Source organism: Saccharopolyspora erythraea (assembly GCF_018141105.1).
GTDB classification, from domain to species: Bacteria; Actinomycetota; Actinomycetes; order Mycobacteriales; family Pseudonocardiaceae; genus Saccharopolyspora_D; species Saccharopolyspora_D erythraea_A.
Genome location: NZ_CP054839.1, coordinates 3,558,024 through 3,580,944, shown reverse-complemented (window position 1 = coordinate 3,580,944; position 22,921 = coordinate 3,558,024). Strand labels below are relative to the sequence as shown.

At 70.1% G+C, this 22,921-nt stretch carries 20 protein-coding genes; 11 read left to right on the top strand and 9 right to left on the bottom strand.

Features of this window, described 5'->3' with window-relative positions; all coding sequences use genetic code 11:
* Positions 1 to 4: 4 nt before the first annotated feature.
* From HUO13_RS16390 to HUO13_RS16375, 4 genes are read right to left on the bottom strand one after another with little or no spacing between them, the layout of a single operon-like run.
* Entirely contained in the window at positions 5 to 832 is an 828-nt protein-coding gene (locus HUO13_RS16390) for a type 1 glutamine amidotransferase domain-containing protein (protein ID WP_211902184.1), read from the bottom strand.
* Between the two features lie 45 nt (positions 833 to 877).
* Positions 878 to 1,567, bottom strand: a complete 690-nt coding sequence (locus HUO13_RS16385) for an EthD domain-containing protein (protein ID WP_211902183.1) — start codon at positions 1,565 to 1,567, stop codon at positions 878 to 880.
* Between the two features lie 28 nt (positions 1,568 to 1,595).
* Entirely contained in the window at positions 1,596 to 1,904 is a 309-nt protein-coding gene (locus tag HUO13_RS16380; RefSeq protein ID WP_211902182.1) for a muconolactone Delta-isomerase family protein, read from the bottom strand.
* A gap of 22 nt (positions 1,905 to 1,926) precedes the next feature.
* Entirely contained in the window at positions 1,927 to 3,360 is a 1,434-nt protein-coding gene (locus HUO13_RS16375) for an ankyrin repeat domain-containing protein (RefSeq protein WP_211902181.1), read from the bottom strand.
* A gap of 349 nt (positions 3,361 to 3,709) precedes the next feature.
* Between HUO13_RS16375 and HUO13_RS16370 the strand changes: the two genes are divergently transcribed.
* Positions 3,710 to 4,579, top strand: a complete 870-nt coding sequence (locus HUO13_RS16370; protein WP_249124911.1) for an oxidoreductase — start codon at positions 3,710 to 3,712, stop codon at positions 4,577 to 4,579.
* A 57-nt stretch (positions 4,580 to 4,636) separates the two neighbouring features.
* Here HUO13_RS16370 and HUO13_RS16365 read toward each other — a convergent pair whose 3' ends face one another.
* Genes HUO13_RS16365 through HUO13_RS16350 form a run of 4 tightly spaced genes read right to left on the bottom strand, consistent with a single transcriptional unit; the run spans position 4,637 to position 8,218 of the window.
* Entirely contained in the window at positions 4,637 to 5,500 is an 864-nt protein-coding gene (locus HUO13_RS16365) for a helix-turn-helix transcriptional regulator (RefSeq protein WP_211902180.1), read from the bottom strand.
* Between the two features lie 58 nt (positions 5,501 to 5,558).
* Positions 5,559 to 5,846, bottom strand: a complete 288-nt coding sequence (locus tag HUO13_RS16360; protein WP_211902179.1) for a putative quinol monooxygenase — start codon at positions 5,844 to 5,846, stop codon at positions 5,559 to 5,561.
* 17 nt (positions 5,847 to 5,863) lie between these two features.
* Positions 5,864 to 6,730: an LLM class F420-dependent oxidoreductase gene (locus tag HUO13_RS16355; protein ID WP_211902178.1), complete on the bottom strand. Its 867-nt coding sequence runs from the start codon at positions 6,728 to 6,730 to the stop codon at positions 5,864 to 5,866.
* 48 nt (positions 6,731 to 6,778) lie between these two features.
* Positions 6,779 to 8,218, bottom strand: coding sequence for an MFS transporter (locus HUO13_RS16350; RefSeq protein WP_211902177.1), 1,440 nt, complete (start codon positions 8,216 to 8,218; stop codon positions 6,779 to 6,781).
* Between the two features lie 357 nt (positions 8,219 to 8,575).
* Between HUO13_RS16350 and HUO13_RS16345 the strand changes: the two genes are divergently transcribed.
* The 10 genes from HUO13_RS16345 (at position 8,576) to HUO13_RS16300 (ending at position 21,835) form a co-directional block, all read left to right on the top strand.
* A complete protein-coding gene (locus tag HUO13_RS16345) occupies positions 8,576 to 10,537 on the top strand; it encodes a maltotransferase domain-containing protein (protein ID WP_211902933.1) in 1,962 nt (653 codons plus the stop codon).
* Positions 10,530 to 12,269 carry a maltose alpha-D-glucosyltransferase gene (gene treS, locus HUO13_RS16340; protein WP_211902176.1) on the top strand — a complete coding sequence of 580 codons (1,740 nt, stop codon included), beginning with the start codon at positions 10,530 to 10,532 and terminating at the stop codon, positions 12,267 to 12,269. Before HUO13_RS16345 ends, treS begins: the two co-directional genes overlap by 8 nt.
* Positions 12,266 to 13,633 (top strand): maltokinase N-terminal cap-like domain-containing protein, encoded by a 1,368-nt coding sequence (locus HUO13_RS16335; RefSeq protein ID WP_211902175.1) that lies wholly within the window; start codon positions 12,266 to 12,268, stop codon positions 13,631 to 13,633. Before treS ends, HUO13_RS16335 begins: the two co-directional genes overlap by 4 nt.
* A complete protein-coding gene (gene glgB / locus HUO13_RS16330; RefSeq protein ID WP_211902174.1) occupies positions 13,623 to 15,497 on the top strand; it encodes a 1,4-alpha-glucan branching protein GlgB in 1,875 nt (624 codons plus the stop codon). Before HUO13_RS16335 ends, glgB begins: the two co-directional genes overlap by 11 nt.
* 24 nt (positions 15,498 to 15,521) lie before the next feature.
* Positions 15,522 to 15,710 (top strand): hypothetical protein, encoded by a 189-nt coding sequence (locus HUO13_RS16325; RefSeq protein WP_211902173.1) that lies wholly within the window; start codon positions 15,522 to 15,524, stop codon positions 15,708 to 15,710.
* A 404-nt stretch (positions 15,711 to 16,114) separates the two neighbouring features.
* Positions 16,115 to 18,070: a toxin glutamine deamidase domain-containing protein gene (locus HUO13_RS38360; RefSeq protein WP_211902172.1), complete on the top strand. Its 1,956-nt coding sequence runs from the start codon at positions 16,115 to 16,117 to the stop codon at positions 18,068 to 18,070.
* 61 nt (positions 18,071 to 18,131) lie between these two features.
* Entirely contained in the window at positions 18,132 to 19,442 is a 1,311-nt protein-coding gene (locus tag HUO13_RS16315) for a YrhB domain-containing protein (protein WP_211902171.1), read from the top strand.
* Between the two features lie 159 nt (positions 19,443 to 19,601).
* Positions 19,602 to 20,036: a universal stress protein gene (locus HUO13_RS16310; RefSeq protein WP_211902170.1), complete on the top strand. Its 435-nt coding sequence runs from the start codon at positions 19,602 to 19,604 to the stop codon at positions 20,034 to 20,036.
* 138 nt (positions 20,037 to 20,174) lie between these two features.
* Positions 20,175 to 20,999 (top strand): universal stress protein, encoded by an 825-nt coding sequence (locus HUO13_RS16305; RefSeq protein WP_211902169.1) that lies wholly within the window; start codon positions 20,175 to 20,177, stop codon positions 20,997 to 20,999.
* Between the two features lie 11 nt (positions 21,000 to 21,010).
* A complete protein-coding gene (locus HUO13_RS16300; RefSeq protein ID WP_211902168.1) occupies positions 21,011 to 21,835 on the top strand; it encodes a universal stress protein in 825 nt (274 codons plus the stop codon).
* Positions 21,836 to 21,891: 56 nt separating this feature from the next.
* Here the strand turns inward: HUO13_RS16300 and HUO13_RS16295 are convergent, their stop codons facing one another.
* Entirely contained in the window at positions 21,892 to 22,902 is a 1,011-nt protein-coding gene (locus HUO13_RS16295; RefSeq protein ID WP_211902167.1) for an Acg family FMN-binding oxidoreductase, read from the bottom strand.
* Positions 22,903 to 22,921 lie beyond the last annotated feature (19 nt).

Sequence of the window (22,921 nt, the reverse complement as noted above, 5' to 3'; positions counted from 1 at the left end):
GCGCTCACCAGCCGGAGCGCTCGAGGCCGTTCTCGAGCACCTGCACCAGCTTCTGCCCGGACTCGACGGAGTCCGGTGTGGACCGTGCGGTGATGAACGGGTAGTCGACGACGACGGAGATGTCCTTGCCGACGTTGCCGTGGAAACCGCCGTCCGGACCGGTCGCGTCGCGCAGGATGTACTCCAGCGGATACGGCGGCGGCCCCATGTTGAAGTCGACGCCGACGAAGCCCGTCCCGTCCTTGTAGTCGTACTCCTTGGGATGGCCGGTGACGTGCTTGCCCCACAGGATGCTCTCCCGCGATTCCATGTCGCGGGCGAAGGCCAGCACCGCGACGCCGTAGCACTCCGCGACGATGGGCTTGTCCGCGGCCACGAAGGCCAGCACGATTTCGTGCAGGCGCTCGTTGTTGGCCAGGTCGACGATCGGGCCGCTGCCGCCGACGATGACCAGGGCGTCGAAGCCCTCCACGAGCTCGGCCGTCGCCGAGTCGAGCTTGCGGTTGTACTCCTCCAGCGCACGCAGGTGGTTGACCGCGCTGTAGTAGGGCCGCTCGGGCACCAGGTCGGCCAGGCTCAACGGGTTGTCCAGCCGCGACGACTCGTCGAGCTCACGGGCACGACGGGCCATGGAGGCCGTGGTGACCGGCCGTCCCAGCGGCGGGTCGACGTACTCCGGGTCGAGGCTCGGCGGCAGCGCCTGCGGCCGGGCACCCGTCGGGGTGGCGAAGGCGATCCGGTAACCGGCCCGGTCCATCTCCTCCACCGGGCCGACCAGTTCCTCACCCCAGTACCCGTACTCCGACAGCACGACGAGAACGCGCTTGCTCATCCTTAACTCCACTTCTTTTCGATCTGACGTCTGCGCGGGAGGCTGTCACCGGGCTTCGGGCCCGATGACCCAGTTCTGCTCGACGGCGAGGGTGTGCACGTACCGCGGCTCGACGAACTCCCGCAGTTCGGACTCGAAGGCGCGGTACTCGGCGGTGTTGCGGGCGTCGACGAGTGCCTCCGGGCCGGCGAAGTGCAGTTGGAAAGCGGCATCCAACGGCGCCTCGCCAACGCCGTACATGCCGTCCCGGGAGTGCCCCTGGACGTAGCGGACCAGCCCCGGAATGCTCGTGGCGCTCCGGGTTCGCAGGGCGCGCCGGCGGAAGTCGTCCAGGCTGATCCCCTGCTTGCGCTTGACCAGCACGAACAGCTTCGCCTCGTGCTGGTCGGCGCGCTGCGGCGGCCCCTCGACCAGCACGTGCGCATCGGTGTCGAGGACGACGGTGCGCCAGAACGCCGCCCAGCGCGGCTCGTCGGCGCGGGCGCCGTCGAGGAACTCCGGAGTCTGCAGCGAGGCCAGCTGCTCCTCGGCGTTGCGCAGCCAGATCTCCCCGACCCCGCTCCACAGCGGTTCACCGCCGTCGTCGGGCAGCTCGAGCCTTCGGTCGACGGCGTAACGGCGGATCTGCGGGATCTTGCTCGCGTAGCGCACCGCGTGCACGTCGATCCAGTAGTCCTGGAACTGCCGCTCGGTCATCCCCGGTTTCGGGGCGGCGAAGATGAGTTGGTGGATCACGGTCTCTCCTCTTCCTTCCCTGGTTCGGTCACACGTCCCGGTACCTGCGCTCGACGTCGTCGGCGAAGCTCAGGTAGTCGCGCAGGGCCCAGATCTCCTCGAACTCGAGGTACTCGCGCATCGGGAGGCGGAACACCGACCGGTCGAGCTCGTCGGCCGAGGGCGCGTCGACGATCGCGATCACCCGCTTCTGCCCGGCCACCTTCCAGATGCCCACGCAGAAGCCGGAGTCCAGCGTCTCCTGCGCGTGCTTGGTCTCCTCGTACTCGATGTCGAGCAGCTCGTCGATCGTGATGCGCCCCTCGTGGTTCCAGCGCATCTGGCAGTAGAAGAGCATGATCAGTCCTTTCTGGTCGGACTCAGGAAAGCTCGGTCGTCAGGGCGTGGCCGGCACCGAAGACCTCCGCGGCGAGCGCGGCCGGGGTCTTGCCGTCGTGGCCGACGAGATCGGTACGCGCGCCGGCGGCGAGCAGGATCCGGCTGCATTCCTCGTAGCCGTGCCAGATCGCGTCCAGGAGCGGGGTGTAGCCGTTGGTCGGCCCCCGGAAGTCCAGATCCACTCCGGCGGTGTGCACCAGGATCTGGGTGATCTCGGCGTGTCCGTTGTAGACGGCTTTGTGCAACGGGACGGCACCGAAGGTGGGCTCGGTGGCGTTGACGTCGGCTCCCGCGGCCAGCAGTTCGCGCACGATCTCCACGTGACCGTCACGCGCGGCGACCAGCAGCGGGGTGTGGGCGTCGTTGAACCCGTTGAGCACCGGCGAGCGTTCGTCCACGGCCACGCCCTGCGCCAGCAACTCCCGCACGCGCTCCAGGTCGCCCGCGACCACAGCGCTCATCAGGGCCTGCTCGGCGGCCTGGCGCTCGTCCCTCTCCAGCCGGGCACGCAGGGCGTGTTCCGCGGCGGCGAGCTTCTCGGTGCCCAGCGCGTTGGCCTGCAACGCGTACTCGATGTGGTCCCGCATCGAGAAGCCGTAGTGCGTGGTCAGGTTCAGGCCCGCGTCCTGCGCGAGCAGGAACTCCGCGATGTCCGGCATCTTGTACCAGAAAGCGTCCAGCAGCGGGGTGTGCCCCGTCGTGGGCACCACGGCGTCGATCTGCGCGCCGGCGTCGACGAGCAGCCGCACCGATTCCAGGTCACCGCCCTGCACCGCCTTGTGCAGCGGGGTCCCGCCCGCCGCCGCATCCATCGCGTGCACGTCGGCGCCGCCTTCCAGCAGCAGCCGGACCGACGTGGCATCCCCTCGGCCCGCGGCGATCATCAGCGCGGTCAGCCCGGTGTCCTGGTCACGTGCGTCGACCTGTGCTCCGACCGAGATCAGCTGCGCGACCTCCTGGCTCTCGCCGGCGCGCACAGCGGCCAGCAGCCGCTGGTCGAGGTCGTCGTCGAAAGCCGCGACCTCCGGGGTCGGGTCGAAGTAGACCTTCCAGTAGCTGATCTGGCCGCCGGCGTCGACGGTCAGCCGGTGGGTGGCCTCGATCCCGAACTCCACGCCGGTGCGGCGGTGGCGCATCCGCGCCCAGGTCACCACGTATGCCTTGTCCCCCTCCACGACGACGTCGCGGGTCACGTACTCCACGTCGGCGGACGCCTCGCCGCGCATCCGGAAGGACTCGGCGACGGCGTCGCGCCCGATGTGCACCCCGAGGTTCGGGATCACCGCATTGCGCTCGTGGCGCGGGAGTTCGTGGTACACCGAGGGGGACAGGGTGGCGAGGACCCTTTCCAGGTTGCCCGAACCGATGTCGGCGAACCAGGTTTCGACGATTTGCCGAGTACGGCCGCTGTCCATGCTGCACTCCTTGGAAATATTGCTTGACCGGCGCGTGCACCGGTGATTCCGCGGCGCACGCGGAGGCACTCGAAGAGTTCACGGGGAAACTGCCGTGCCCCGAATCCGAGTGAACCGACAAAGGAGTTCCCACGCAAGGAAAACGGGAGACGCGGATCGAAAGTCGGTAACTTCGCGAAGTACTGGCGCATTGCGTGACTACCGTCCGGATGCGCGCAAGTATTCACTGCAGGGAGTTAACGAAGTCCTGACCGAATCCTGACGGATAAAGGGCACGAGCGACGAACAATGGGGAGCATCGTTTCCCGACACAGCACGCGGAAAAAGTTCATGTTCACGAGAACGAGAGGTGATCGCCATCAACGCGCAAACCCACGCGTCCCGCGAGTCGCGCGTCTGGTTCGTCACGGGTGCGACGTCGGGCTTCGGAGCCGCCATCACCCGAGCCGCCAGCGCGGCCGGGCACACCGTATTCGCCACGGGGCGCCGGGTGCGGGCGCTGGAACAGCTCGCGGCGGAGGCGCCAGGTGAGTCGGTGCATCCCCTTCAGCTCGACGTCACGCGGCAGGACCAGATCTCCCAGGCCGTCAGCACCGCCATCAGCCGCACCGGGCGCATCGACGTGCTGGTCAACAACGCGGGCAACGGCCACGTCGGCGCGGTGGAGGAAACCTCGGAGGAGGAACTGCGCGACATGCTCGACGTGCTGTTCTTCGGCCCGATGGCGTTGACCAGAGCCGTGCTGCCGCACATGCGGCGCGCGCGAACCGGCACGATCGTGCAGATCTCCAGCGTCAACGGGCAGGTCGGCTACCAGGGGTTCTCCTCCTACGTCGCCGCCAAGTTCGCCCTCGAAGGCGCATCCGAATGCCTGGCTGCGGAAGTGGCGCCGTTCGGCATCGACGTGCGGGTGGTCGAGCCCGGACTGTTCCGGACCGACTTCACCGGCTCCAGCCTGCGGCACAGCGACCGCATCGACGACTACGCCGAGGTCATGGACCCGGTGCGGGAGCTGGTGCGCGGCTTCCACGGGACCCAGCCCGGCGATCCGGACAAGGCCGCGGCGAGGATCCTCGAGGTGGTCGACGACGGCCCGTTCCGCCTGCCCCTGGGCGTGGACTCGCTGGAGGCGGTGCTCGGGAAGCTGACCTCGACCCAGCGCGAGATCGAGCAGTGGAGCCGCGTCTCCGCGAGCACCGACCTCGACGACCTGCTCTGAGCCGGCACGCGGACGAGGGCCGCCTGCTTCCCGGCGGCCCTCGCCGTGCTGCCCGGGTCAGGCGGAGCCGACGTCGCTGGCGTCGCCGAACTTCTCGCTGCCGATCACCGCGAGCAGGTCCAGCGCGTTCTGCGACGTGCTGCCCTCCGGCGCGGTGTACATCACCAGCTGCTGGTCCCCGCCGCCCGGCAGCAGCAGGGCGTTGTAGTTCAGCGTCATGCGCCCGACCAGCGGGTGGCGGAACTCCTTGACCCCGCTGCCGGGACCGCGGACCTCGTGCCTGCTCCACCAGTCGCGGAACTGCTTGCTGCGAGCCGAGATGTCCTCGATCAGCGCATTGGTGTCCGGATCGTCGGGCGCGCGGCCCAGAGCGGCCCGCAGGTGGGCGATGCCCTGCATCGCCATCCGCTCCCAGTGCACGTAGAAGTCCCGCGCCCGGTCCTCGCAGAACGCGAACCAGACCAGGTTGCGGCGGCCGGCCGGGAGCTCGGCGAAGTCCATGACCAGCGCCGCCGCCATCCGGTTCCAGGCCAGCACGTCGAGCCGTGCGTTGAGGACGTAGGCGGGCACCGGATCCACCGACTCCAGCAGCCGCTGCACGCCGTCGTCCACGCCGCCGGCACCTCCGGAGCGGGCCACGACCTCCGACCTGGCGATCAGGTACAGGTGTTCGCGCTCGTCCTCGTCGAGCCGGAACACCTCGGCCAGCGCGTCGACCACCGAACGGGACGGACGGTTGCTGCGCCCCTGTTCCAGCCGCATGTAGTACTCGGGGCTGATCCCGGCGAGCTGCGCCACCTCCGCACGGCGCAGCCCCCGCACCCGGCGGCGCCCGTGCACCGACAGTCCCACGTCCTCGGGCCGGATCCGGTCCCGCCTCGACTTCAAGAAATCGGCCAGTTCCACGTTGCCGTCCCGCATTCTTCCCAGCCTACCCAGCGACTGCGCGTCCCGTGTTTCATCACATGGCGCAGCGGTGCTACTCGATCAGTTCGTACTCGGTCACCACCGGATCGGCCGCCAGCATCCGGGCCAGCCGCTGCCCCTGTTCCACGACGAAGTCGCTCTTGCCGTGCTGGTCGAACGATTCCCGGTCGTCCCAGCGCTCGTAGAGCAGGAATCGGGTTTCCACCGCCGTGTCCTGCTGCACGGAATAGAACACGCATCCTGGGTCGTGGGAACACGTCCGCACTGCCGAACGCAGCTCGGCAGCGAGGTCCTCCACTGCGTCCGGAAGCGACACCAGCGCTACGGTCACGACGTACATGAAGTTCTCCTCCTGGTTCAGAAGTCGTTGTGCCCGGCCATGAACTCGGCGAGCTCGTCGAGCCTGCGCAGGGCGTCGTCACGCACCATCGGGCTGAGCGAGAACAGGATTCGCCGCGGCCGGATCTCCGCGGCTTTCTCCAGGTCGCCCGAGTCGAGGGAGTTGAGGAAGAAGTTGATCTGCGGTTCCGGCAGTCCACGCTCGGCGGCCTGCTCCCGCAGCCTGCCTGCCGGGCCGGTGACCTCCTCCACGCCCCACTCCGGCGGCGACAGCCAGCCGTCGGCGTAGTCCAGCACGCGGCCGTAGACGTTCTCGCTCCAGCCGCCGAGCAGGATCGGGGGGTGCGGCCGTTGCACCGGCTTGGGGAACGAGTACATCGCGTCGAAGTCGACGTGCTCGCCGTGGAACTCGGGCAGTTCTTCGGTCCAGATCCGCCGCAGGACCCGAGCGCGTTCGCGCATCACCCCGAAGCGCCGCTTGGGATCGACGCCGTGATTGCGCACCTCGATGCGGTGCCAACCGGCGCCGATGCCGAGGATGAGCCGGCCGCCGGAGAGCACGTCCAGCGTTGCCGCCTCCTTCGCGAGCAGGATCGGATCCCGCTGCGTCAGCACAGTCACTCCGGTGCCGACCCGCAGCCTGCGGGTGGCCGCCGCGGCCATCGAGAGCGCGACGAAAGGGTCGTAGGTGTAACGGAAGAACGCGGGGATCGGAGCGTCGCCACCCGGCCACGGCGTGGGCCGGGCGGGCATGTGGGTGTGCTCGGCGGTCAGCAGCGACTCGAACCCGCGTTCCTCGACCGCTTTGGCGAGTTCGGCGGGCCGCACGGCGGGTTCGCCGGTCTCGGTCACGTCGGTGAGGAAGGTGGAGATCCCGAACAACATGTGCGCTCCTCTCGGCGGATCGCCGCCCGCCTGTGTCGGTCCTTGCATTCAGCTCGGCTGGCGGATCTCGTCCGCGCCGTACCGGAAAGCGGGGAGCAGAGCGATCAGCGCGACCCCGGCGGCGACACCGGCCACCGCGGCCACGTACGCCGCGTGGTAGCCCGACAGCGTTCCCGCGGGGCCGGCATCGGGCCGTGCGGCGGCGGCGATCACGACCAGTGACGCGGTCGCCAGACCGGAGCCGACCTGCTGGGTGGTGATGTTGAACGCCCCGGCCACACCGTGCTGCTCCTGCGGAAGCCCGCTGAGCGCGGCCGCGGTGAGACCGGTGTAGGCCAGGCCCTGACCGGTGCTCATCACGACCAGCCCCGGCAGCATGTGCCACCAGTAGACGCCGTCGAGCGGGGTGGGGATCCACAGCGCCACACCGCAACCGATCATCGCCAACCCCACCAGCATGAGGCGCCGCTGGCCCACCCGGTCGAGGATTCGGCCTGCGAAGTTGGACGAGATGATGACCACCACGCTCATCGGCAGCATCGCCAGCGCCGAAAGCAGCGGCTCCCAGCCGAGCAGGCCCTGCATGTACAGCGGCGCGAAAAACAGCAGACCGTTGACCGCGCCGAAGAACAACAGGCCCGCGAACGCTCCCGCGCGTACCGGCCGCCTGGACAGCAGTTCCGCAGGCAACAGCGGCACCGCCACCCTGCGCTCCCACACCACGAACGCGACCAGCAGCGCCAGGCCGAAGCACAGCGCTCCTGCCGTGGACAGCGACGTCCAGCCGACCTGGCCGCCCCGGGTGATCGCGAACACGACCAGCAGCAGACCGCCGGTGATCAGGACCGCGCCGGGCACGTCCAGCGGACGGTGGTGGCGCGTGCCCTTCGCCAGCAGCACCTGGGCACCGGCGACGACGGCGATCCCGAGCACGACGTTGACCGCGAACACCGAACGCCATCCGAACAGGTCGGCGAGAATGCCTCCGAGCACCAGCCCCGCACCGAAGCTCGCCGCACCCACCGAGGCGTAGATGCCCAGCGCCTTGTTGCGCGCGGGCCCCTCCGGGAACGTCTGGGTCAGCAGGGTCATCGCCGCGGGTACCGAGATGGCCGCACCCACGCCCTGCGCCCCGCGGGCCACCATCAGCACCGCGGCGTTCGGCGCCACGGTGATGACCAGCGCCGACGCCGCGAACAGCCCGACCCCGCAGGTGAAGACCAGCCGCTGGTCGAACACGTCGGCGAGCCGCCCGCCGAAGAGCAGGAAACCCGCGAAGGTGACGGCGTAGGAAGTCATCACCCACTGCAGCGTGTCCGGTCCGATGTCCAGCTTCGCGCCGATGTCGGGCAGCGCCGCGTTGACGATCGCGACGCTGCTGACATCCAGGCCGACGGCGCTGGCGATGACGATGAGCGCGCCCCACAGCCTGGCGTCGAACACGCCAGACGACAGGCCGGCACCCGCCTGACTTTCGGTGGAAACCACGAATGATCTTCCTTCTGAACAGCCCGGCCGCTGGGACCGGAGAACGGGCGGTTGACCACTTCCGAAGCTAGGAAACAACCGAGGACCGGGCCAGATCCCGGATGTGCCTAGCCCTGGCAGTACTACCCTCCCGGTTTCCACCACGGCCTCCCGCTGACTGAATCCGACAGCCGTTCTTGCGCATTCATCGTCACCCCGGCCCGGAAGCGCAGGCACGCAATTCACCCGGACAACGTCCATTTCTCGCAAGCAGCCGTGCTTTTCGTGAAGTCCGCGGAATGGCGACGGCCTCCTCGCCTCCTTCCTCCCGGTTCACCAGGCTCGAACACGATGACCCATTCGATTGCGGAGGCGGCGGTGAGCGGTCGGTTCAGCATTGAAGACGTCTCGCCCGATGACAGGGGTGGCGCGCACGCCACGAAAGCCGTCGTCGGGGAGCACATTCCTGTGGCGGCGACGGTATGGCGGGAAGGGCACGAAGCGGTGGCGGCCTCGGTCGTCTGGCGCGGTCCCGATGCGGTGTCGCGCAGCACCCGGATGCGGGAGGAGCCGGGCACGGACCGGTGGTCGGCCGCGGTCGTGCCGGATGCCGAAGGCATGTGGACGTTGCGGGTCGACGCCTGGGGCGATCCGTGGACGAGCTGGCTGCGGCGGGTCGACGCGCGGGTGTCGGCTGCCCAGCCACTGCACAACGACCTGGAGATCGGCGCCCGCCTGCTCGACCAGGTGCGGCAGCACATCGCCAACGACCAGGACGACGCGCTGCTCGACCTGGCGGCGCAACGACTTCGCGACCACGAATCCGCGCCGAAGGACCGGCTTTCGCTCGCGACGTCCGAACCGGTGCTGAGGCTGGTCTCCGAGCACCCGGTGCGCGAGCTGGTCACCGAAGGCCGCACCCAGCAGCTCTGGGTGGACCGTCCGCGAGCGCTGTTCAGCGCCTGGTACGAGCTTTTCCCCCGTTCGACCGGCGGCCTCGACCCCGACGGCGCGCCCGTGCACGGCACGTTCGCGACCGCCACCGCCGAACTCGACCGCATCGCGGACCTGGGCTTCGACGTGGTCTACCTGCCGCCGATCCACCCGATCGGCGAGGTCAACCGCAAGGGCCGGAACAACTCCCTGACCACGGAGCCGGAGGACGTGGGCTCACCGTGGGCGATCGGCTCCGCCGCCGGAGGACACGACGCGGTCCACCCGGAGCTCGGCGACCTCGCCGGCTTCGACGCCTTCGTCGGACGAGCCCGTGCACTCGGCATGGAGGTGGCGCTCGACCTCGCGTTGCAGTGCGCACCCGACCACCCCTGGCTGCGCGAGCACCCGGAATGGTTCAGCACCCTGCCCGACGGGACCATCGCGCACGCCGAGAACCCGCCGAAGCAGTACCAGGACATCCACCCGCTGAACTTCGACAACGACCGCGACGGGCTCCACGCCGAGATCCTGCGGATCGTGCTGCACTGGGCCGCCCACGGCGTGCGCATCTTCCGGGTGGACAACCCGCACACGAAACCGCCGGACTTCTGGCACCGGCTGATCGTCGCGGCCAAGGAGCGCCACCCCGACCTGCTCTTCCTCGCCGAGGCCTTCACCCGGCCCGCACGCCTGTGGGGACTGGCGCGGCTCGGGTTCAGCCAGAGCTACACCTACTTCACCTGGCGCACGAGCAAGGAGGAGCTCACGAGGTTCGGGCGGGAGCTCCTCGAGCACCAGGACGAGGCGCGGCCGAACCTGTTCGTCAACACACCGGACATCCTGCACGAGTCGCTGCAAGACGGTGTACCCGCGATGTTCGCGCTGAGGGCCGCGCTCGCCGCCACCCTCTCCCCCTCCTGGGGCATGTACGCCGGTTACGAGCTCTACGAGCACGAACCGGTGCGCCCCGGCAGCGAGGAGTACCTCGATTCGGAGAAGTACCAGTTGCGACCACGTGACTTCGCAGGCGCCGCCGCGGCGGGCCGGTCGCTGGAGCCCTGGCTCCGCCGACTGAACGAGATCCGCAGACGGCACCCCGCGCTGCAGCAGTTGCGCACCCTGCACTTCCACCACATCGACAACGACTCGCTGATCGCCTACTCCAAGACCGACCCCGCCACCGGCGACGCGGTCGTGTGCGTGGTCAACCTCGAGCCGCACCGCCCGCAGGAAGGAACGCTCCGGCTGGATCCGGCCGTGCTCGGCCGGGAGCCGGGTGAGCGGCTCGCCGTCCGCGACGAGGTCAGCGGCCGGCGATGGGAGTGGGACCAAAGCACCCGCGTCCGCCTGGAGCCGTGGCACGCGGTCGCGCACATCGTCGCAGTGGAGGACCGTCATGAGTGAGCGCATCGCCCCCGGAGTGATCGTCGAGCCGGGATCCGAGCAGTTCGGACAGGCGCAACCGGCTCCCGACCAGCCCGAGTGGTTCAAGACCGCCGTGTTCTACGAGGTGCTGGTGCGCGCCTTCGGCGACCGCGACGACAACGGCACCGGGGACCTGCTCGGCCTCGCCGACCGGCTGGACTACCTGCAGTGGCTCGGCGTCGACTGCCTGTGGCTGCCCCCGTTCTACGACTCCCCGCTGCGCGACGGCGGATACGACATCCGCAACTTCCGCGCAGTGCTGCCGGAGTTCGGCACCGTCGAGGACTTCGTCCACCTGCTCGACGAAGCCCACCGCCGGGGAATCCGGGTCATCACCGACCTCGTGCTCAACCACACCTCGGACACGCACCCGTGGTTCGTGGAGTCGCGGAACAACCCGGACGGCCCGTACGGGGACTTCTACGTCTGGAGCGACCACGGCACCGAGTACCCGGACGCCAGGATCATCTTCGTCGACACCGAGTCCTCCAACTGGACCTACGACCCGGTGCGCGGCCAGTACTACTGGCACCGGTTCTTCTCCCACCAGCCGGACCTCAACTTCGACAACCCGCACGTCCAGGACGCGATGCTCGACGTGATGCGGTTCTGGCTCGACCTGGGCATCGACGGATTCCGGATGGACGCGGTGCCCTACCTCTACGAGCGCGAGGGCACCAACGGGGAGAACCTGCCGGAGACCCACGACTTCCTCAAGCGGTGCCGCAAGATCGTCGACGACGAGTACCACGACCGCGTCCTGCTGGCCGAGGCCAACCAGTGGCCGACCGAGGTCGTCGACTACTTCGGCGACCCGTCCTCCGGCGGCGACGAGATGCACATGGCCTTCCACTTCCCGCTGATGCCGCGGATCTTCATGGCCGCGCGGCAGCAGACCCGCGGCCCCGTCTCGGAGGTCCTGCGACGCACGCCGGAGATCCCGTCCGGCGCGCAGTGGGCGATCTTCCTGCGCAACCACGACGAGCTGACCCTGGAGATGGTCAGTGACGACGAACGGTCGTTCATGTACCGGGAGTACGCCCCGGATCCCCGCATGAAGGCCAACATAGGCATCCGGCGCAGGCTGGCGCCGCTGCTCGACAACGACTACAACCAGCTCGAGCTGTTCACCGCACTGCTGCTGAGCCTGCCCGGCTCGCCGTTCCTGTACTACGGCGACGAGATCGGGATGGGTGACAACATCTGGTTGCGCGACCGGGACGCGGTCCGGACGCCCATGCAGTGGACACCGGACCGCAACGCCGGGTTCTCCCGAGCCGACCCCGAGCGCCTGTACCTGCCGCCGGTCATGGACCCCGTGTACGGCTTCCACCGGGTCAACGTCGAGTCCCAGCAACGCAACAGCGCGTCGTTCCTGCACTGGACGCGTCGCATGCTGCGGATCCGCAAGCGTCACTCGGCGTTCGGCCTCGGTTCGTTCCACGAGATCGACCCGTCCAACCAGACCGTCCTGGCCTTCCTGCGCAAGCACCGGTCCGCCACCGGGGACGACGTGATGCTGTGCGTGAACAACATGTCGGGTTCTCCGCAGCCGATCGAGCTCGACCTCGCCGACTGGTCCGGGCACACCGTCCGGGAGGTCACCGGTGGGGCCGCCTTCCCCGCCATCGGTGACCAGCCCTACCAGCTGAGCGTTCCTGGCCACGGCTTCTTCTGGTTCGCGATCAGCCCCGCCGAGGAGACGAAATGAACACGCCGATGCGAGGTCCGGCCGCTGCGGACCTGCACCGCCAGATCGCCACGTGGCTTCCCGCCCAGCCCTGGTTCGCCGACAAGAACCGGCGGATCGACGAAGTCGGGATCGTCCGCGCCGTCGCGCTGGACAGCGGCACCGGCCCCAGAGCGGTGCTGTCGGTCATCCGGCTCACCTTCGACGACGGCGGGCGCGACTACTACCAGGTCCCCCTCGGTTTCCGGTCGACGGTGCCGCCCGCGCTGGGCAGCGCGGTCCTGGGCGAGTCAGACGGCAGCGTCGTCTACGACGCCCTCGCCGACCCGGAGCTGGTGCGCCGGCTGGTGGCCGCGTTCGCCGCCGAACGGGGTCCCGGCAGCATGCGATTCCGCCTGACGGCCGACGCCAGAGGCCTGGAACCCGGTCGCGGCGGAGTCCGGGCTGTCGCGCAGGAGCAGTCCAACAGCTCGGTCGTCGTGGACGAACGGCTGGTGCTCAAGGTCTTCCGCAGACTGGTCCCCGGGATCAATCCGGACGTGGAGCTCAACCGCGCGCTGGTAGCCGCGCACAACGCACATGTGCCGGTCCTGCGCGGATTCATGGACACCGACGTGGGCGGCGTCACCACCTCGATGATGACGTTGCAGGAATTCGTTCCCTGCTCGACCACCGGTTGGGACATGGCACTGCACGACCTGGCCGGAGAGCTCGAAGGCCGCGACTTCTCCGCGTTCCCCGCGGCCGCGGTGGAAGTGGGCGTCGCCGTCGCACGGGTCCACCGCGATCTCGCCCGCTCCTTCGGGACATCACCGTTCGAGCAGAAGCACAGCATTCGGCAGCTCAACTCCACTTTGGACTCGGCACTGCCGCTGTCACCCCGGCTCGCAGAGCACGAAGCCGCTCTGCGTGAGACCGTGCTCTCCCTTGGGGAGGAGATCGTGCGAACACCGCAAATTCCCTCCCAGCGAGTGCACGGGGACCTCCATCTCGGCCAGGTGCTGCACTCGCTCCGCGGCTGGCTCGTGCTCGACTTCGAAGGGGAGCCCGACCGTTCCCTCGCCTCGCGATTGCTTCCGGCGTCCCCGCTGCGCGACGTGGCCGGCATGCTGCGTTCCTTCGACTACGCCGCCGACCGCACCGCCCTCGCGCGGCAGGCCGGCGAAGGCCCGCGCGCCTGGGCGGAGCGCGCCAGGTCCGCGTTCCTCGACGGTTACGCCGAAGCCGCCGGCTTCGACCCGCGGGAGCAACGAGCGCTCCTGGACGCCTACGTGTTGGACAAGGCCCTGTACGAGACCGCCTACGAGGTCCGGCACCGGCCGTCGTGGTCGGAGATCCCGATCCGGGGGGTGCTCCGGCTGCTGGAGGAATCCGATGCCGGCTAGGAGCGCGCTGGGAGACCTCGACCTGCACCTGCTCGCGGAGGGCAGGCACGAACGGCTGTGGGACGTGCTGGGAGCGCACCACCGCGTCCAGCCCTCGTCCGGCGGTTCGGTCCAGGGTGTGTCCTTCGCGGTGTGGGCGCCGCGCGCCCGGCAGGTCCAGGTGCGCGGTGACTTCCACAGCCGCGGCAGCGGAGCCACTCCCCTGCGCCGGTTGGGGGCCTCCGGCATCTGGGAGACCTTCGTCCCTGGGGTACCGGACGGGGCGACGTACCGCTTCGACATCCTCGGGGCCGACGGCCGCTGGCGGGAGAAAGTGGATCCGCTGGCGTTCGCCGTGCAGCCACCACCGGAGAACGCCGCCGTCGTCCACACCTCCGATCACGCCTGGAACGACGCGGACTGGCTCGCACGCCGCACCGCACGCGAGCGGCCGATGAGCGTGTACGAAGTGCACGCCGGTTCGTGGCGACGCGGCCTCGGATACCGCGAGCTCGCCCACGAACTGGCCGACCACGTCGTGGAAGCCGGGTTCACGCACGTCGAGCTGCTCCCGGTGACCAGCCATCCGTTCGGCGGGTCGTGGGGATACCAGGTCACCTCCTACTACGCCCCCGCACCGATGTTCGGATCACCCGACGACCTCCGGTACCTCGTGGACCACATGCACTCCCGGGGCATCGGTGTCGTGCTGGACTGGGTTCCGGCGCACTTCCCCCGCGACCACTGGGCGCTGGCGAGCTTCGACGGGGCACCGCTGTACGAGCACCCCGACCCGCGACGGGCCGACCACCCCGAGTGGGGCACCCTGCAGTTCGACCTCGGTCGGCCCGAAGTGCGCAACTTCCTGCTCGCCAGCGCCCTGTACTGGATCGAGCAGTTCCACGCCGACGGCCTCCGGGTCGACGCCGTGACCTCGATGCTCTATCTGGACTACGCGCGGCAGGACGGCGAATGGCTTCCCAACGAACACGGGGGCCGCGAGAACCTGGACGCGGTCCGGTTCCTGCAGGAGCTCACCGACACCGTCCACCGGCTGCACCCCGGCGTGCTCGTCATCGCGGAGGAAGCGACCGCGTGGCCGGGCGTCACCGCATCCACGTGCGATGGCGGACTCGGGTTCGACCTCAAGTGGAACCTGGGCTGGATGCACGACACCCTCGGCTACCTCGGCCAGCAGCCCGGGCAGCGCGCCGCGCACCGCGCCGACGTCGTGCGGCCGCTGTCCTACGCCTGGAGCGAGCGGTTCCTGCTGCCCTTGTCCCACGACGAGGTCGTGCACGGGAAGGGTTCGCTGTGGACGCGGATGCCCGGCGACGACGCGCTCAGGGCGGCCGGGACGCGTTGCCTGCTGGCCCACACGTGGGCCCATCCCGGCGATCAGCTCCTGTTCATGGGCGGAGAGTTCGGGCAGGTGCGCGAGTGGTCGGAACAGCGCTCACTCGACTGGGAACTGCTGGCCGATCCGCTGCACGCCGGCATCCTGCGCCTCACGGCCGACCTCAACGCCGTCTACCGCTCGACACCGGCACTGCACGACCACGGTCCTGCCGGTTTCGCGTGGATCGATGGGCAGGGCGCGGTCTCGGACGTCGTCTCGTTCCTCCGCGTCGGCCACACCGGTCCTCCGCTGGCCTGCGTCGTCAACTTCGCGCCCGAGGCGCGTTGGCACCGGCTCGGGCTGCCGCTGTCCGGACGCTGGCGGGAGGTGATCAACACCGACGCGGCGGTCTACTGCGGAACCGGCGTCGGCAACGCCGGCTCGGTCTCGGCAGCGCCCGAACCCTGGCAGGAACACCCCGCGTCCGCCTGCGTGCGCCTACCGCCGACCGGCGCGCTCTGGCTCAGCCACGCAGGTCCGGCCTGATCCGGATGTTCAGGAGGTCGCGCAATGTCCCCGAAAGCCCGCTACGAGATGCAGTTCCCCACCAAACCGATCCTAACGGCCATCCTCGTGGCGTTGCTGATCGGCTATCTGGCCGGGATCAACCGCTTCGGCATGACACCGCTACCAGCACCCACGGCCCCGGCGGTCGTCACCGGCGAACGCGGGCCACTCGGGTGTCCGGTTCCTCGGTGAAGCGGGCTCAGCCGAGCCGATCGCCGATACCATCGCTGTGAAGGCGGGCACGCCTGAGGCCGGTGACCTGGGCGAGTGCCGACAGCGGCCGTGGTCCTCCGCGCTCCCGGGCTCGGCGTTGGCGCGACGTTGGCGCAGCATTGGCGCTTCCCGTGATCATGTGAGCGACACGTGCGTGTTCGGCGTGGACTCGTGGGCCTGATCACCGGTGATCACTCCTGGATCAGGCATCGCGCCCGCGGAGAACGCTCGCAGCGCAGCGTCGGCATTCTGTCCGAATTATCTCGAAAGGCGGAGCATGCCCTGCGGGGTCGTGACCGAGGAAACCACACACTGATCCGCTGAGCAGTTCCGCCGAGCAGTTCCCCTTTCCGCATCGACACATCCCGGGGGTGGGCCCCGCCATGACCAATCCGTTGGTGGCGCAACGGCAGGACTCGACGCAGGGGTTCAGCGGGGTTCCGATCCTGGAGTCGGTGGACGAGACGCGCAAGGCGATCGAGTCCGGTGACTGGGCGGCCGGGGTGCTGGGTGCGGTGGGGACCGGTCTGGATGCGCTGGGGATGGCGTTGGATCCGTTCGGGGCGATCCTGGCTGCCGGGGTGGGGTGGCTGATGGAGCACGTCGGCCCGGTCTCGGACGCGCTGGACTCGCTGACTGGGGATCCGGACGAGATCAAGGCGCATTCGGAGACGTGGAAGAACATCGGCGCCGAACTGGCCGCGATCGCCGCGGACATGACCGATTTGGTGGACAAGGACACCGCCGGCTGGACCGGGCAGGCCGGCGATGCCTACCGGGCCCGCAGCGCCGACACCGGCAAGCTGATCACCGCCGCGCAGAGCGCGGCCGAGGGGGCTTCCAGTGGGATCGCCACCGCCGGTGAGGTGGTGGCCGCGGTGCGCACGTTGGTGCGCGACATCATCGCCGAGCTGGTCGGTCATCTGGTGAGCTGGGCGTTGCAGGTGGTGGCCACGCTGGGGATCGGGTTGACCTGGGTGGTGCCGCAGGTGGTGGCCGAGGTCGCCAAGGTCGCCGCCAAGATCGCCGACATCACCACGAAGCTGGTCAAGGCGATGAAGTCGTTGATGCCCATGCTCACAAAGCTGGGCGGTTCCTTCGACGAGGCGGCCGACGCACTCAAGAAGATCAAGAACGACAGCAGCACCGCCCCACCGCCCGTGAAGACCCCGCCACCGCCCAAGCAGGGCATCACCGACCGTCCGGCGGACACCTCTCCGACCGGCGCCGACAACTCCGGCCCCGCGGGCGGCAAGGGCCCCGGCACCGGCCCGGACACGACCACGCCTGCCGGCGCGAGCACTCCACCTCCCCCGAAGGACGTCGGAGCGCCCAAGAGCGGGCCCGGGGGCGGTGCGACGCCCCCGCCGTTGTTCGGGGCACCCCGCCCGCCGACGCCGCCAACGACGCGCACGGGCAGGCCGATCGTCCGGCCTCCCAGGCCCGCGCCGAGCACCGCCCCGCAGAGCGCTCCGCCGCCGCGGAACGTCCAGCCGCAGGCCGCTCCACCGCAGAACGCCCAGCCCCAGAACGTTCCGCCGCACAACGCCCCGGCCCAGAAGCCGAACGTGATCGACGCGAGCAGCTTCAAGACCAAGGAAGAAGCTGACGCCTTCATGAAGGCGCACTTCGAGCCGGTGCAGAAGATCAACAAGGACAAGTTCGACAGCAAGACCGCGGGACACGACACCAACTGCGGCAACTGCACGGTCGCCACCGCGCACACCATCAAGACCGGGCAGTCGTACCAGGTGGACCCGGCCAAGCCCATGAGTATGGACAACGTGGCGAGCGGTTCGGTGGCGCACGGTTCCAGCGGGAAGTTCCAGCCGGTCCCGGGTGGCTACGACCAGCTCAGCCATGACGTCGCCAACCAACCGCCCGGGTTCGTGGCGTCCGTTGCGGCGAGGTGGCCCAACGAGGAGGTCGGGCACTTCTTCAACGTGGTCAAGCAGCCCGACGGCACGGTCGTCTACCTCGACGGGCAGAGCGGAATGCCCGCCGACATCAGCAAGAAACCCAGCGAGCTGTACGCGATGGACTACCCGAACGCCCCGGCGGTCGATACGAACGCTCCCGCGGCCAAACCGGACACGCCGCCCGCCCAGCCGCAGGCACCGCCCACAAGCCAGCAGGCACCGGCGAGCCATCACGACCAGGACGTCCAGATGGCGGACGCGGACTCTCCAGCGTCCCGGCCGGATACCCCGCCTGCGGTTGACCAGGACACCCCGATGCCCGATGCCGGCCATGCGCGCACGAGCTCGGATGGGGATGTCGAGATGGAGGACGTGGGTAGTCCGCGACCGAGCTCGGACGAGGACGACATGATCGAATAGGCACCCGCCACGCACCCTGCTCGTCCTTGATCCGATGCCACAGAATCGAGAAGCCCGCGACATGATCGATCCGATCCGCAGCGCAGCCACTTGGCTGGAGCAGGTCTACGGCGGAAGCGTCGGCGTCACCGACCCGGCGCCGGTCGCCGAGGGACGGCACAGCTGGCTGGTCCGGTGCGGCCACCGGGACGCCGCCGCGCAGCCCATGCTGGCCGGCACCGTCGCCGTCCCGAAGGACGGACGCGCCCCCTTCCCCGTCGCGAACGCCGCGCCGATCGACGAAGCCCTCAACCTCGCGCCGCCTCCGGCGCCCGTCTTCCCCGGGCGCGAACCGTGGCGCTGGCGGGTCAACGCGCGCAACTGCGTGGTCGCGGTCGACGCCGTCCTGCGAGGCGCGCAGGCGAGCGCGCTGCCGTGGAAGCCGGCCGACGAGCGCCCGGACTGGTGGAGCCGCCTGCTGGCCGAGCACTTCCCGGACGCGACCACCACCGCGCACCGCACCTGGGCGACGGCGCTGGACGTGATCGCGGCGGGAGGACCGAACACCTGCGCGGTGGTCTGGCTGCGCCGCCGGTTCCGCGGCACCGAGGTCACCGGACACCTGCTGTACGCCAAGTACGCCGACGGCGCCGTGCTGGTGCTCGACCCCCAGCGCGGGATGCCCGCCGAACTCCGCGACGAGGAGGTCCACGAGCTGACCGTCGCCACGTTCCGCCGGGAGCCCGCGACCGCCGAGCCCATCCCGGTGCCCTGGCGGAGCGCCGCTCCCGACCTCGACTCCGCGGTGGCCAAGGCGACGGCGTGGCTGGAGGCCACCTACGGCGGCGAGGTCGTCCTCGTCGCCCCCGCGGCCGAGGACGAGCTGCGCCGCGGCTGGCTGTTCGCCTGCACCACCGAGACCTTCGTGCGCACCGGTGACTGGCGCGACCAGCTGCTGGACTCCGCGCTCGTCGTCCCCAAGGACGCCGAGGAAGACCCATTCGGCCTGCCCAACGAGGACCCGTGGGAATACCTGCGGCACTGGGACGCGCACGCGCAGAACCTGCCGGAGCCCCCGGACCCGGGCGCCGCCGCCTGGTTCGAGCCGACGATGCGCGACCTGGGACCGGTGCTCGGCACGAGCCACCACACCGCTTGGCCAGAGGTGATCTCCCAGGTGCAGACGCTGCCGCCGGACACCGGCGCCGTGGTGTGGTTGCGGCGCAAGGACCGGAGAGGCCGCGAGACCGTCGGGAACCTCCTGGTGGCCACCAACGACGGCGGCAAGGCCCGCATCGCGGACCCGCGCAACCCGACCGCCGTGCCCCGGCTGGAGGACAGCCCGTTCGGACTGCTGCTCGTCACCTACCGCGACACCCGCGCCCGGCTCTGACCTGCTCGGTCCGCAGCATCGCGGCGTAGGCATCGTCGTGCCCAGCACCGAGCACGGCGACCGCGACGCCTGGGGTGCCTTCGCCGTCGTGCGAGACCGGCTCGCTGGGCGCACCGCCGGTGCGCGTCGCATCCTTGATGCACACCAGCGGAGGTGACCATGACCGAGGAACGCGTCTACACGATCGTGGTCGGCGTTGACGGCTCACCAGCCTCCAGGGAAGCGCTGCGGTGGGCGCTGTGGCACGCCGGCCTCACCCACGGTTCCGTCACGGCGCTGATGGCCTGGGACACGCCGCTGATCTACAACTGGGAAGTGCCCGGTCTGGAGGATTTCGGCACGACCACCGCCCGGTACCTCGACGAGGTGATCAACGAGGTGGGCGGCCGGACCTCGGTTCCCGTCAGCAAGGAGGTCGCCCAGGCCCATCCGGCCAGGGCGCTGCTCGATGCCGCGCGGGACAAGGGCGCTGACCTGCTCGTCGTGGGCAACCGCGGGCACGGCGGACTGACCGGGGCACTGCTGGGCTCGGTCAGCCAGTACTGCGTGCACCACGCCCACTGCCCGGTCGTCATCGTTCGGGGCCCGCAGTAGCAGGGGTGGCACCGGAGCACGAGTCGCTGGTCAACGTCCCGAACCGCACTGGATCAGCGGACCGGTGACCATGCGAGCCGTCTGCGCCTGACCCATCCTGAGTGCGGCACCGCCTGGCCAGGCGGAGGGGGAAGCACCATGGAGACGCAGGCGCCCGTGGTCGTGGGGGTGGACGGTTCCGAGCAGTCGCTGGCCGCGGCGACGTGGGCGGCCGACGACGCCGCGCTGCGGCGCGCGCCGTTGCGGCCGGTGCTGGTCACAGACCTGCCCCCGTACGGGGGCGAGCCCGAGAAGGTGCTGCACTCAGCCGTGCTGCGCGCTACGGGGCACCACCCCGACCTGGCCACCGAGTCCGAGGTCCGGCGCGGTAACCCCGCCCGCGAACTGGTGGCCGAGTCCGGAGGTGCCCAGCTGCTCGTCGTCGGCTCCCGCGGGCGCAGCCCGGTGCGGGCGAGACTGCTCGGTTCGGTCAGCACCAAGGTCGCCACCCACGCCCACTGCCCGACCGTCGTGGTCCGCGACCACCCCGCCGACAGCGGCCCCGTGGTCGTCGGGCTGGACAACTCGCCCCACAGCCGAGCGGCCCTGCGGTTCGCCTTCGGCGAGGCGGCCGCACGCGGCAGCGAGCTCGTGGCCGTGCAGGTCTGGGAAGAAGACGAGTACGCCCCCGTCGTGCCGCTGCTCGACATCGAGGTCGCCGAGCGAACCGACGAGACCCGGCGAGCCCTGTCCGAACAGCTGGCCGGGTGGTCGCAGGACTACCCCACCGTGGCAGTGCGCGAGATCGCCCGGCGCGGGAACCCCGTGGTCGCGTTGACGACCTTGGGAAAGGACGCGCAACTGGTCGTCGTGGGACACCGCGGGCGTGGTGGCTTCGCGGGGATGCTGCTGGGGTCGGTGGCCACGGGCGTACTGGACCACGCCCCGTGTCCCGTCGCCGTCGTGCGAGACCGGACGAAGTGAGGAGCGCGGCCATGGTCAACGCCGGCAACCCGGTCGTCGCGGCCGTCGACGGATCCGAGCACGCCCTCGACGCGGCCGTCTGGGCCGCCGACGAAGCCCAGCGGCGTGGGGCCGCCCTGCAGGTGGTGATCGCCAACGACGACCCGGCGCGGGCCGACTACGCCGGAAAGGCGCTCCGCCAGGCCGCCGACCGCTGCCGCGAGCACGCACCCGGCCTGCGCGTCACCGAGGAAGCGCTCACCGGCTACCCGGCCGGAGAACTGATCAAGCGCAGCGACCACGCCCAAGTGCTCGTCACCGGCTCGCACGGGCGCGGCGGCTTCCCCGGCGCCCTGCTCGGTTCGGTGAGCAAGGACGTGGCCACCCACGCCCACTGCCCGGTGATCGTCATCCGCTCCGACCACACGTCCGCCACCGGTCCCGTCGTGGTCGGTGTGGACGACTCGCCCGGCAGCCGTGCCGCTCTGCGCTTCGCCTTCGACGCCGCGACCCAGCGCGGCTGCGAGCTGCTCGTGATGCAGATGTGGCGGGAGGAGGGCCTGCTCGCGGTGCCCCTGCCACCCGAGGACGCCCAGCGGGTCGAGGACGCGATCGAGCGCTCGCTGATCGAGCAGACCGCCGAGCTGCGGCAGAACTACCCCGACGTGCCCGTGCGTCACGTCGCCGAACGCGCGCACCCCGTCGCCGCGCTGGCCAACGCCTCCGGTGATGCCCGGCTCGTGGTGGTCGGCCATCGCGGACGCGGCGGCTTCCGGGAGCTGCTCCTCGGCTCGGTAGCCAGCGGCGTGCTGCACCACGCGCGGTGCCCGGTGGCCGTCGTCCGCGAAGCGCGGTGAACCCACAACCGGGAAGGTTCACACCGGCACAGCACCGACAGCCGCGTTCGTGCAGGTCAGTCCGGGCTGTTCACCGGCGAGCCGGAGTCCATCACCAGTTCCCACGGCTCGCGCCGCGGAGTGCGCGGCATCGGCGAGCCATAGCCGACGCGGACCACCGCCTGCGGCCACAGTCCTTCCCCGAGCAGCCGCCGCAACTCCGCGTGCGCCTGCGCGACCTCCACCACCTGGGACAGCAAGGACGCCGACAGGCCCTGCGACGTCGCCGTCAGCAGCATCCGCTGCAACGCCTGGCCCGCCTCCAGATCCTCGATCTTGCCCGCGCGGTACGAACACAGCACCACGAGCAGCGGTTCATCCTCGAAGTCCTTGCCCGCCACGCGCTGCCGCGCCTGACCGCCCGAGAAGTCGCGCACCACCCACTGGTCCTGCGGTTCGGGCTCCGGTCCCGCGCTCGCCACCGGAACGCCCTCGGCCGTCCCCTGCGGTACTCCGGTCCAGCGGGCCAGCTCCTCGCGGAACGCCGGATCGTTCATCTGCTCCCGGTGAGCACGCTGCACCAGCCGTTCCAGCCCGGCCCGCTCATGCCTTTCGATCACGTGCAACCGGCAGTGCTCCTCGCGCACCGCCTTCTCCAACTGGTGGCGATCGCCCGCGGGTACGGCGGTGTCGAGGAACGGACGCCGGTTGCTGCGCCGCGCCGGGATCGCCCGGTACAGCATCTCGTCGGCGGGCGCGGGCGCCCCGCGGCCCTGGACGCGGACCTCGGCCAGCGCCAACGGACCCGCCAGTCGCGGCAGCAGGGTCACCACCGGCCGCACACCGGCGTGCGTGAGGGCCAGCCGCAGGTTCATCAGCGCCGCACCACAGGCCAGCCGCAGTTCCCGGTCGGCCGGGTCGGCCGCGGGGAGCCGGCGCCGCGGGTCGCCGTGCAACTCGATCACGTTCGGCGAGAGCCGGAACCGCCACGGCTGGCTGTTGTGCAGCGACGGTGCTGCAGCGGCCGCCCGGACCACGTCCTCGGTCTGCTGCGGGGACAACCCCAACGCGGAGGGAAACGAGCTCATCCTCCCCACCCCCTCGGGC

What these genes read in the sequence shown, in the direction of transcription:
- HUO13_RS16355 (WP_211902178.1), bottom strand. Translation starts at nt 6,730, where the DNA reads ATGTTGTTCGGGATCTCCACCTTCCTCACCGACGTGACCGAGACCGGC.
- HUO13_RS16295 (WP_211902167.1), bottom strand. Translation starts at nt 22,902, where the DNA reads ATGAGCTCGTTTCCCTCCGCGTTGGGGTTGTCCCCGCAGCAGACCGAG.
- treS (WP_211902176.1), top strand. Translation starts at nt 10,530, where the DNA reads ATGAGTGAGCGCATCGCCCCCGGAGTGATCGTCGAGCCGGGATCCGAG.
- HUO13_RS16310 (WP_211902170.1), top strand. Translation starts at nt 19,602, where the DNA reads ATGACCGAGGAACGCGTCTACACGATCGTGGTCGGCGTTGACGGCTCA.
- HUO13_RS16375 (WP_211902181.1), bottom strand. Translation starts at nt 3,360, where the DNA reads ATGGACAGCGGCCGTACTCGGCAAATCGTCGAAACCTGGTTCGCCGAC.
- HUO13_RS16380 (WP_211902182.1), bottom strand. Translation starts at nt 1,904, where the DNA reads ATGCTCTTCTACTGCCAGATGCGCTGGAACCACGAGGGGCGCATCACG.
- HUO13_RS16305 (WP_211902169.1), top strand. Translation starts at nt 20,175, where the DNA reads ATGGAGACGCAGGCGCCCGTGGTCGTGGGGGTGGACGGTTCCGAGCAG.
- HUO13_RS16390 (WP_211902184.1), bottom strand. Translation starts at nt 832, where the DNA reads ATGAGCAAGCGCGTTCTCGTCGTGCTGTCGGAGTACGGGTACTGGGGT.
- HUO13_RS16325 (WP_211902173.1), top strand. Translation starts at nt 15,522, where the DNA reads ATGTCCCCGAAAGCCCGCTACGAGATGCAGTTCCCCACCAAACCGATC.
- HUO13_RS16315 (WP_211902171.1), top strand. Translation starts at nt 18,132, where the DNA reads ATGATCGATCCGATCCGCAGCGCAGCCACTTGGCTGGAGCAGGTCTAC.
- HUO13_RS16360 (WP_211902179.1), bottom strand. Translation starts at nt 5,846, where the DNA reads ATGTACGTCGTGACCGTAGCGCTGGTGTCGCTTCCGGACGCAGTGGAG.
- glgB (WP_211902174.1), top strand. Translation starts at nt 13,623, where the DNA reads ATGCCGGCTAGGAGCGCGCTGGGAGACCTCGACCTGCACCTGCTCGCG.
- HUO13_RS16300 (WP_211902168.1), top strand. Translation starts at nt 21,011, where the DNA reads ATGGTCAACGCCGGCAACCCGGTCGTCGCGGCCGTCGACGGATCCGAG.
- HUO13_RS16365 (WP_211902180.1), bottom strand. Translation starts at nt 5,500, where the DNA reads ATGCGGGACGGCAACGTGGAACTGGCCGATTTCTTGAAGTCGAGGCGG.
- HUO13_RS16335 (WP_211902175.1), top strand. Translation starts at nt 12,266, where the DNA reads ATGAACACGCCGATGCGAGGTCCGGCCGCTGCGGACCTGCACCGCCAG.
- HUO13_RS38360 (WP_211902172.1), top strand. Translation starts at nt 16,115, where the DNA reads ATGACCAATCCGTTGGTGGCGCAACGGCAGGACTCGACGCAGGGGTTC.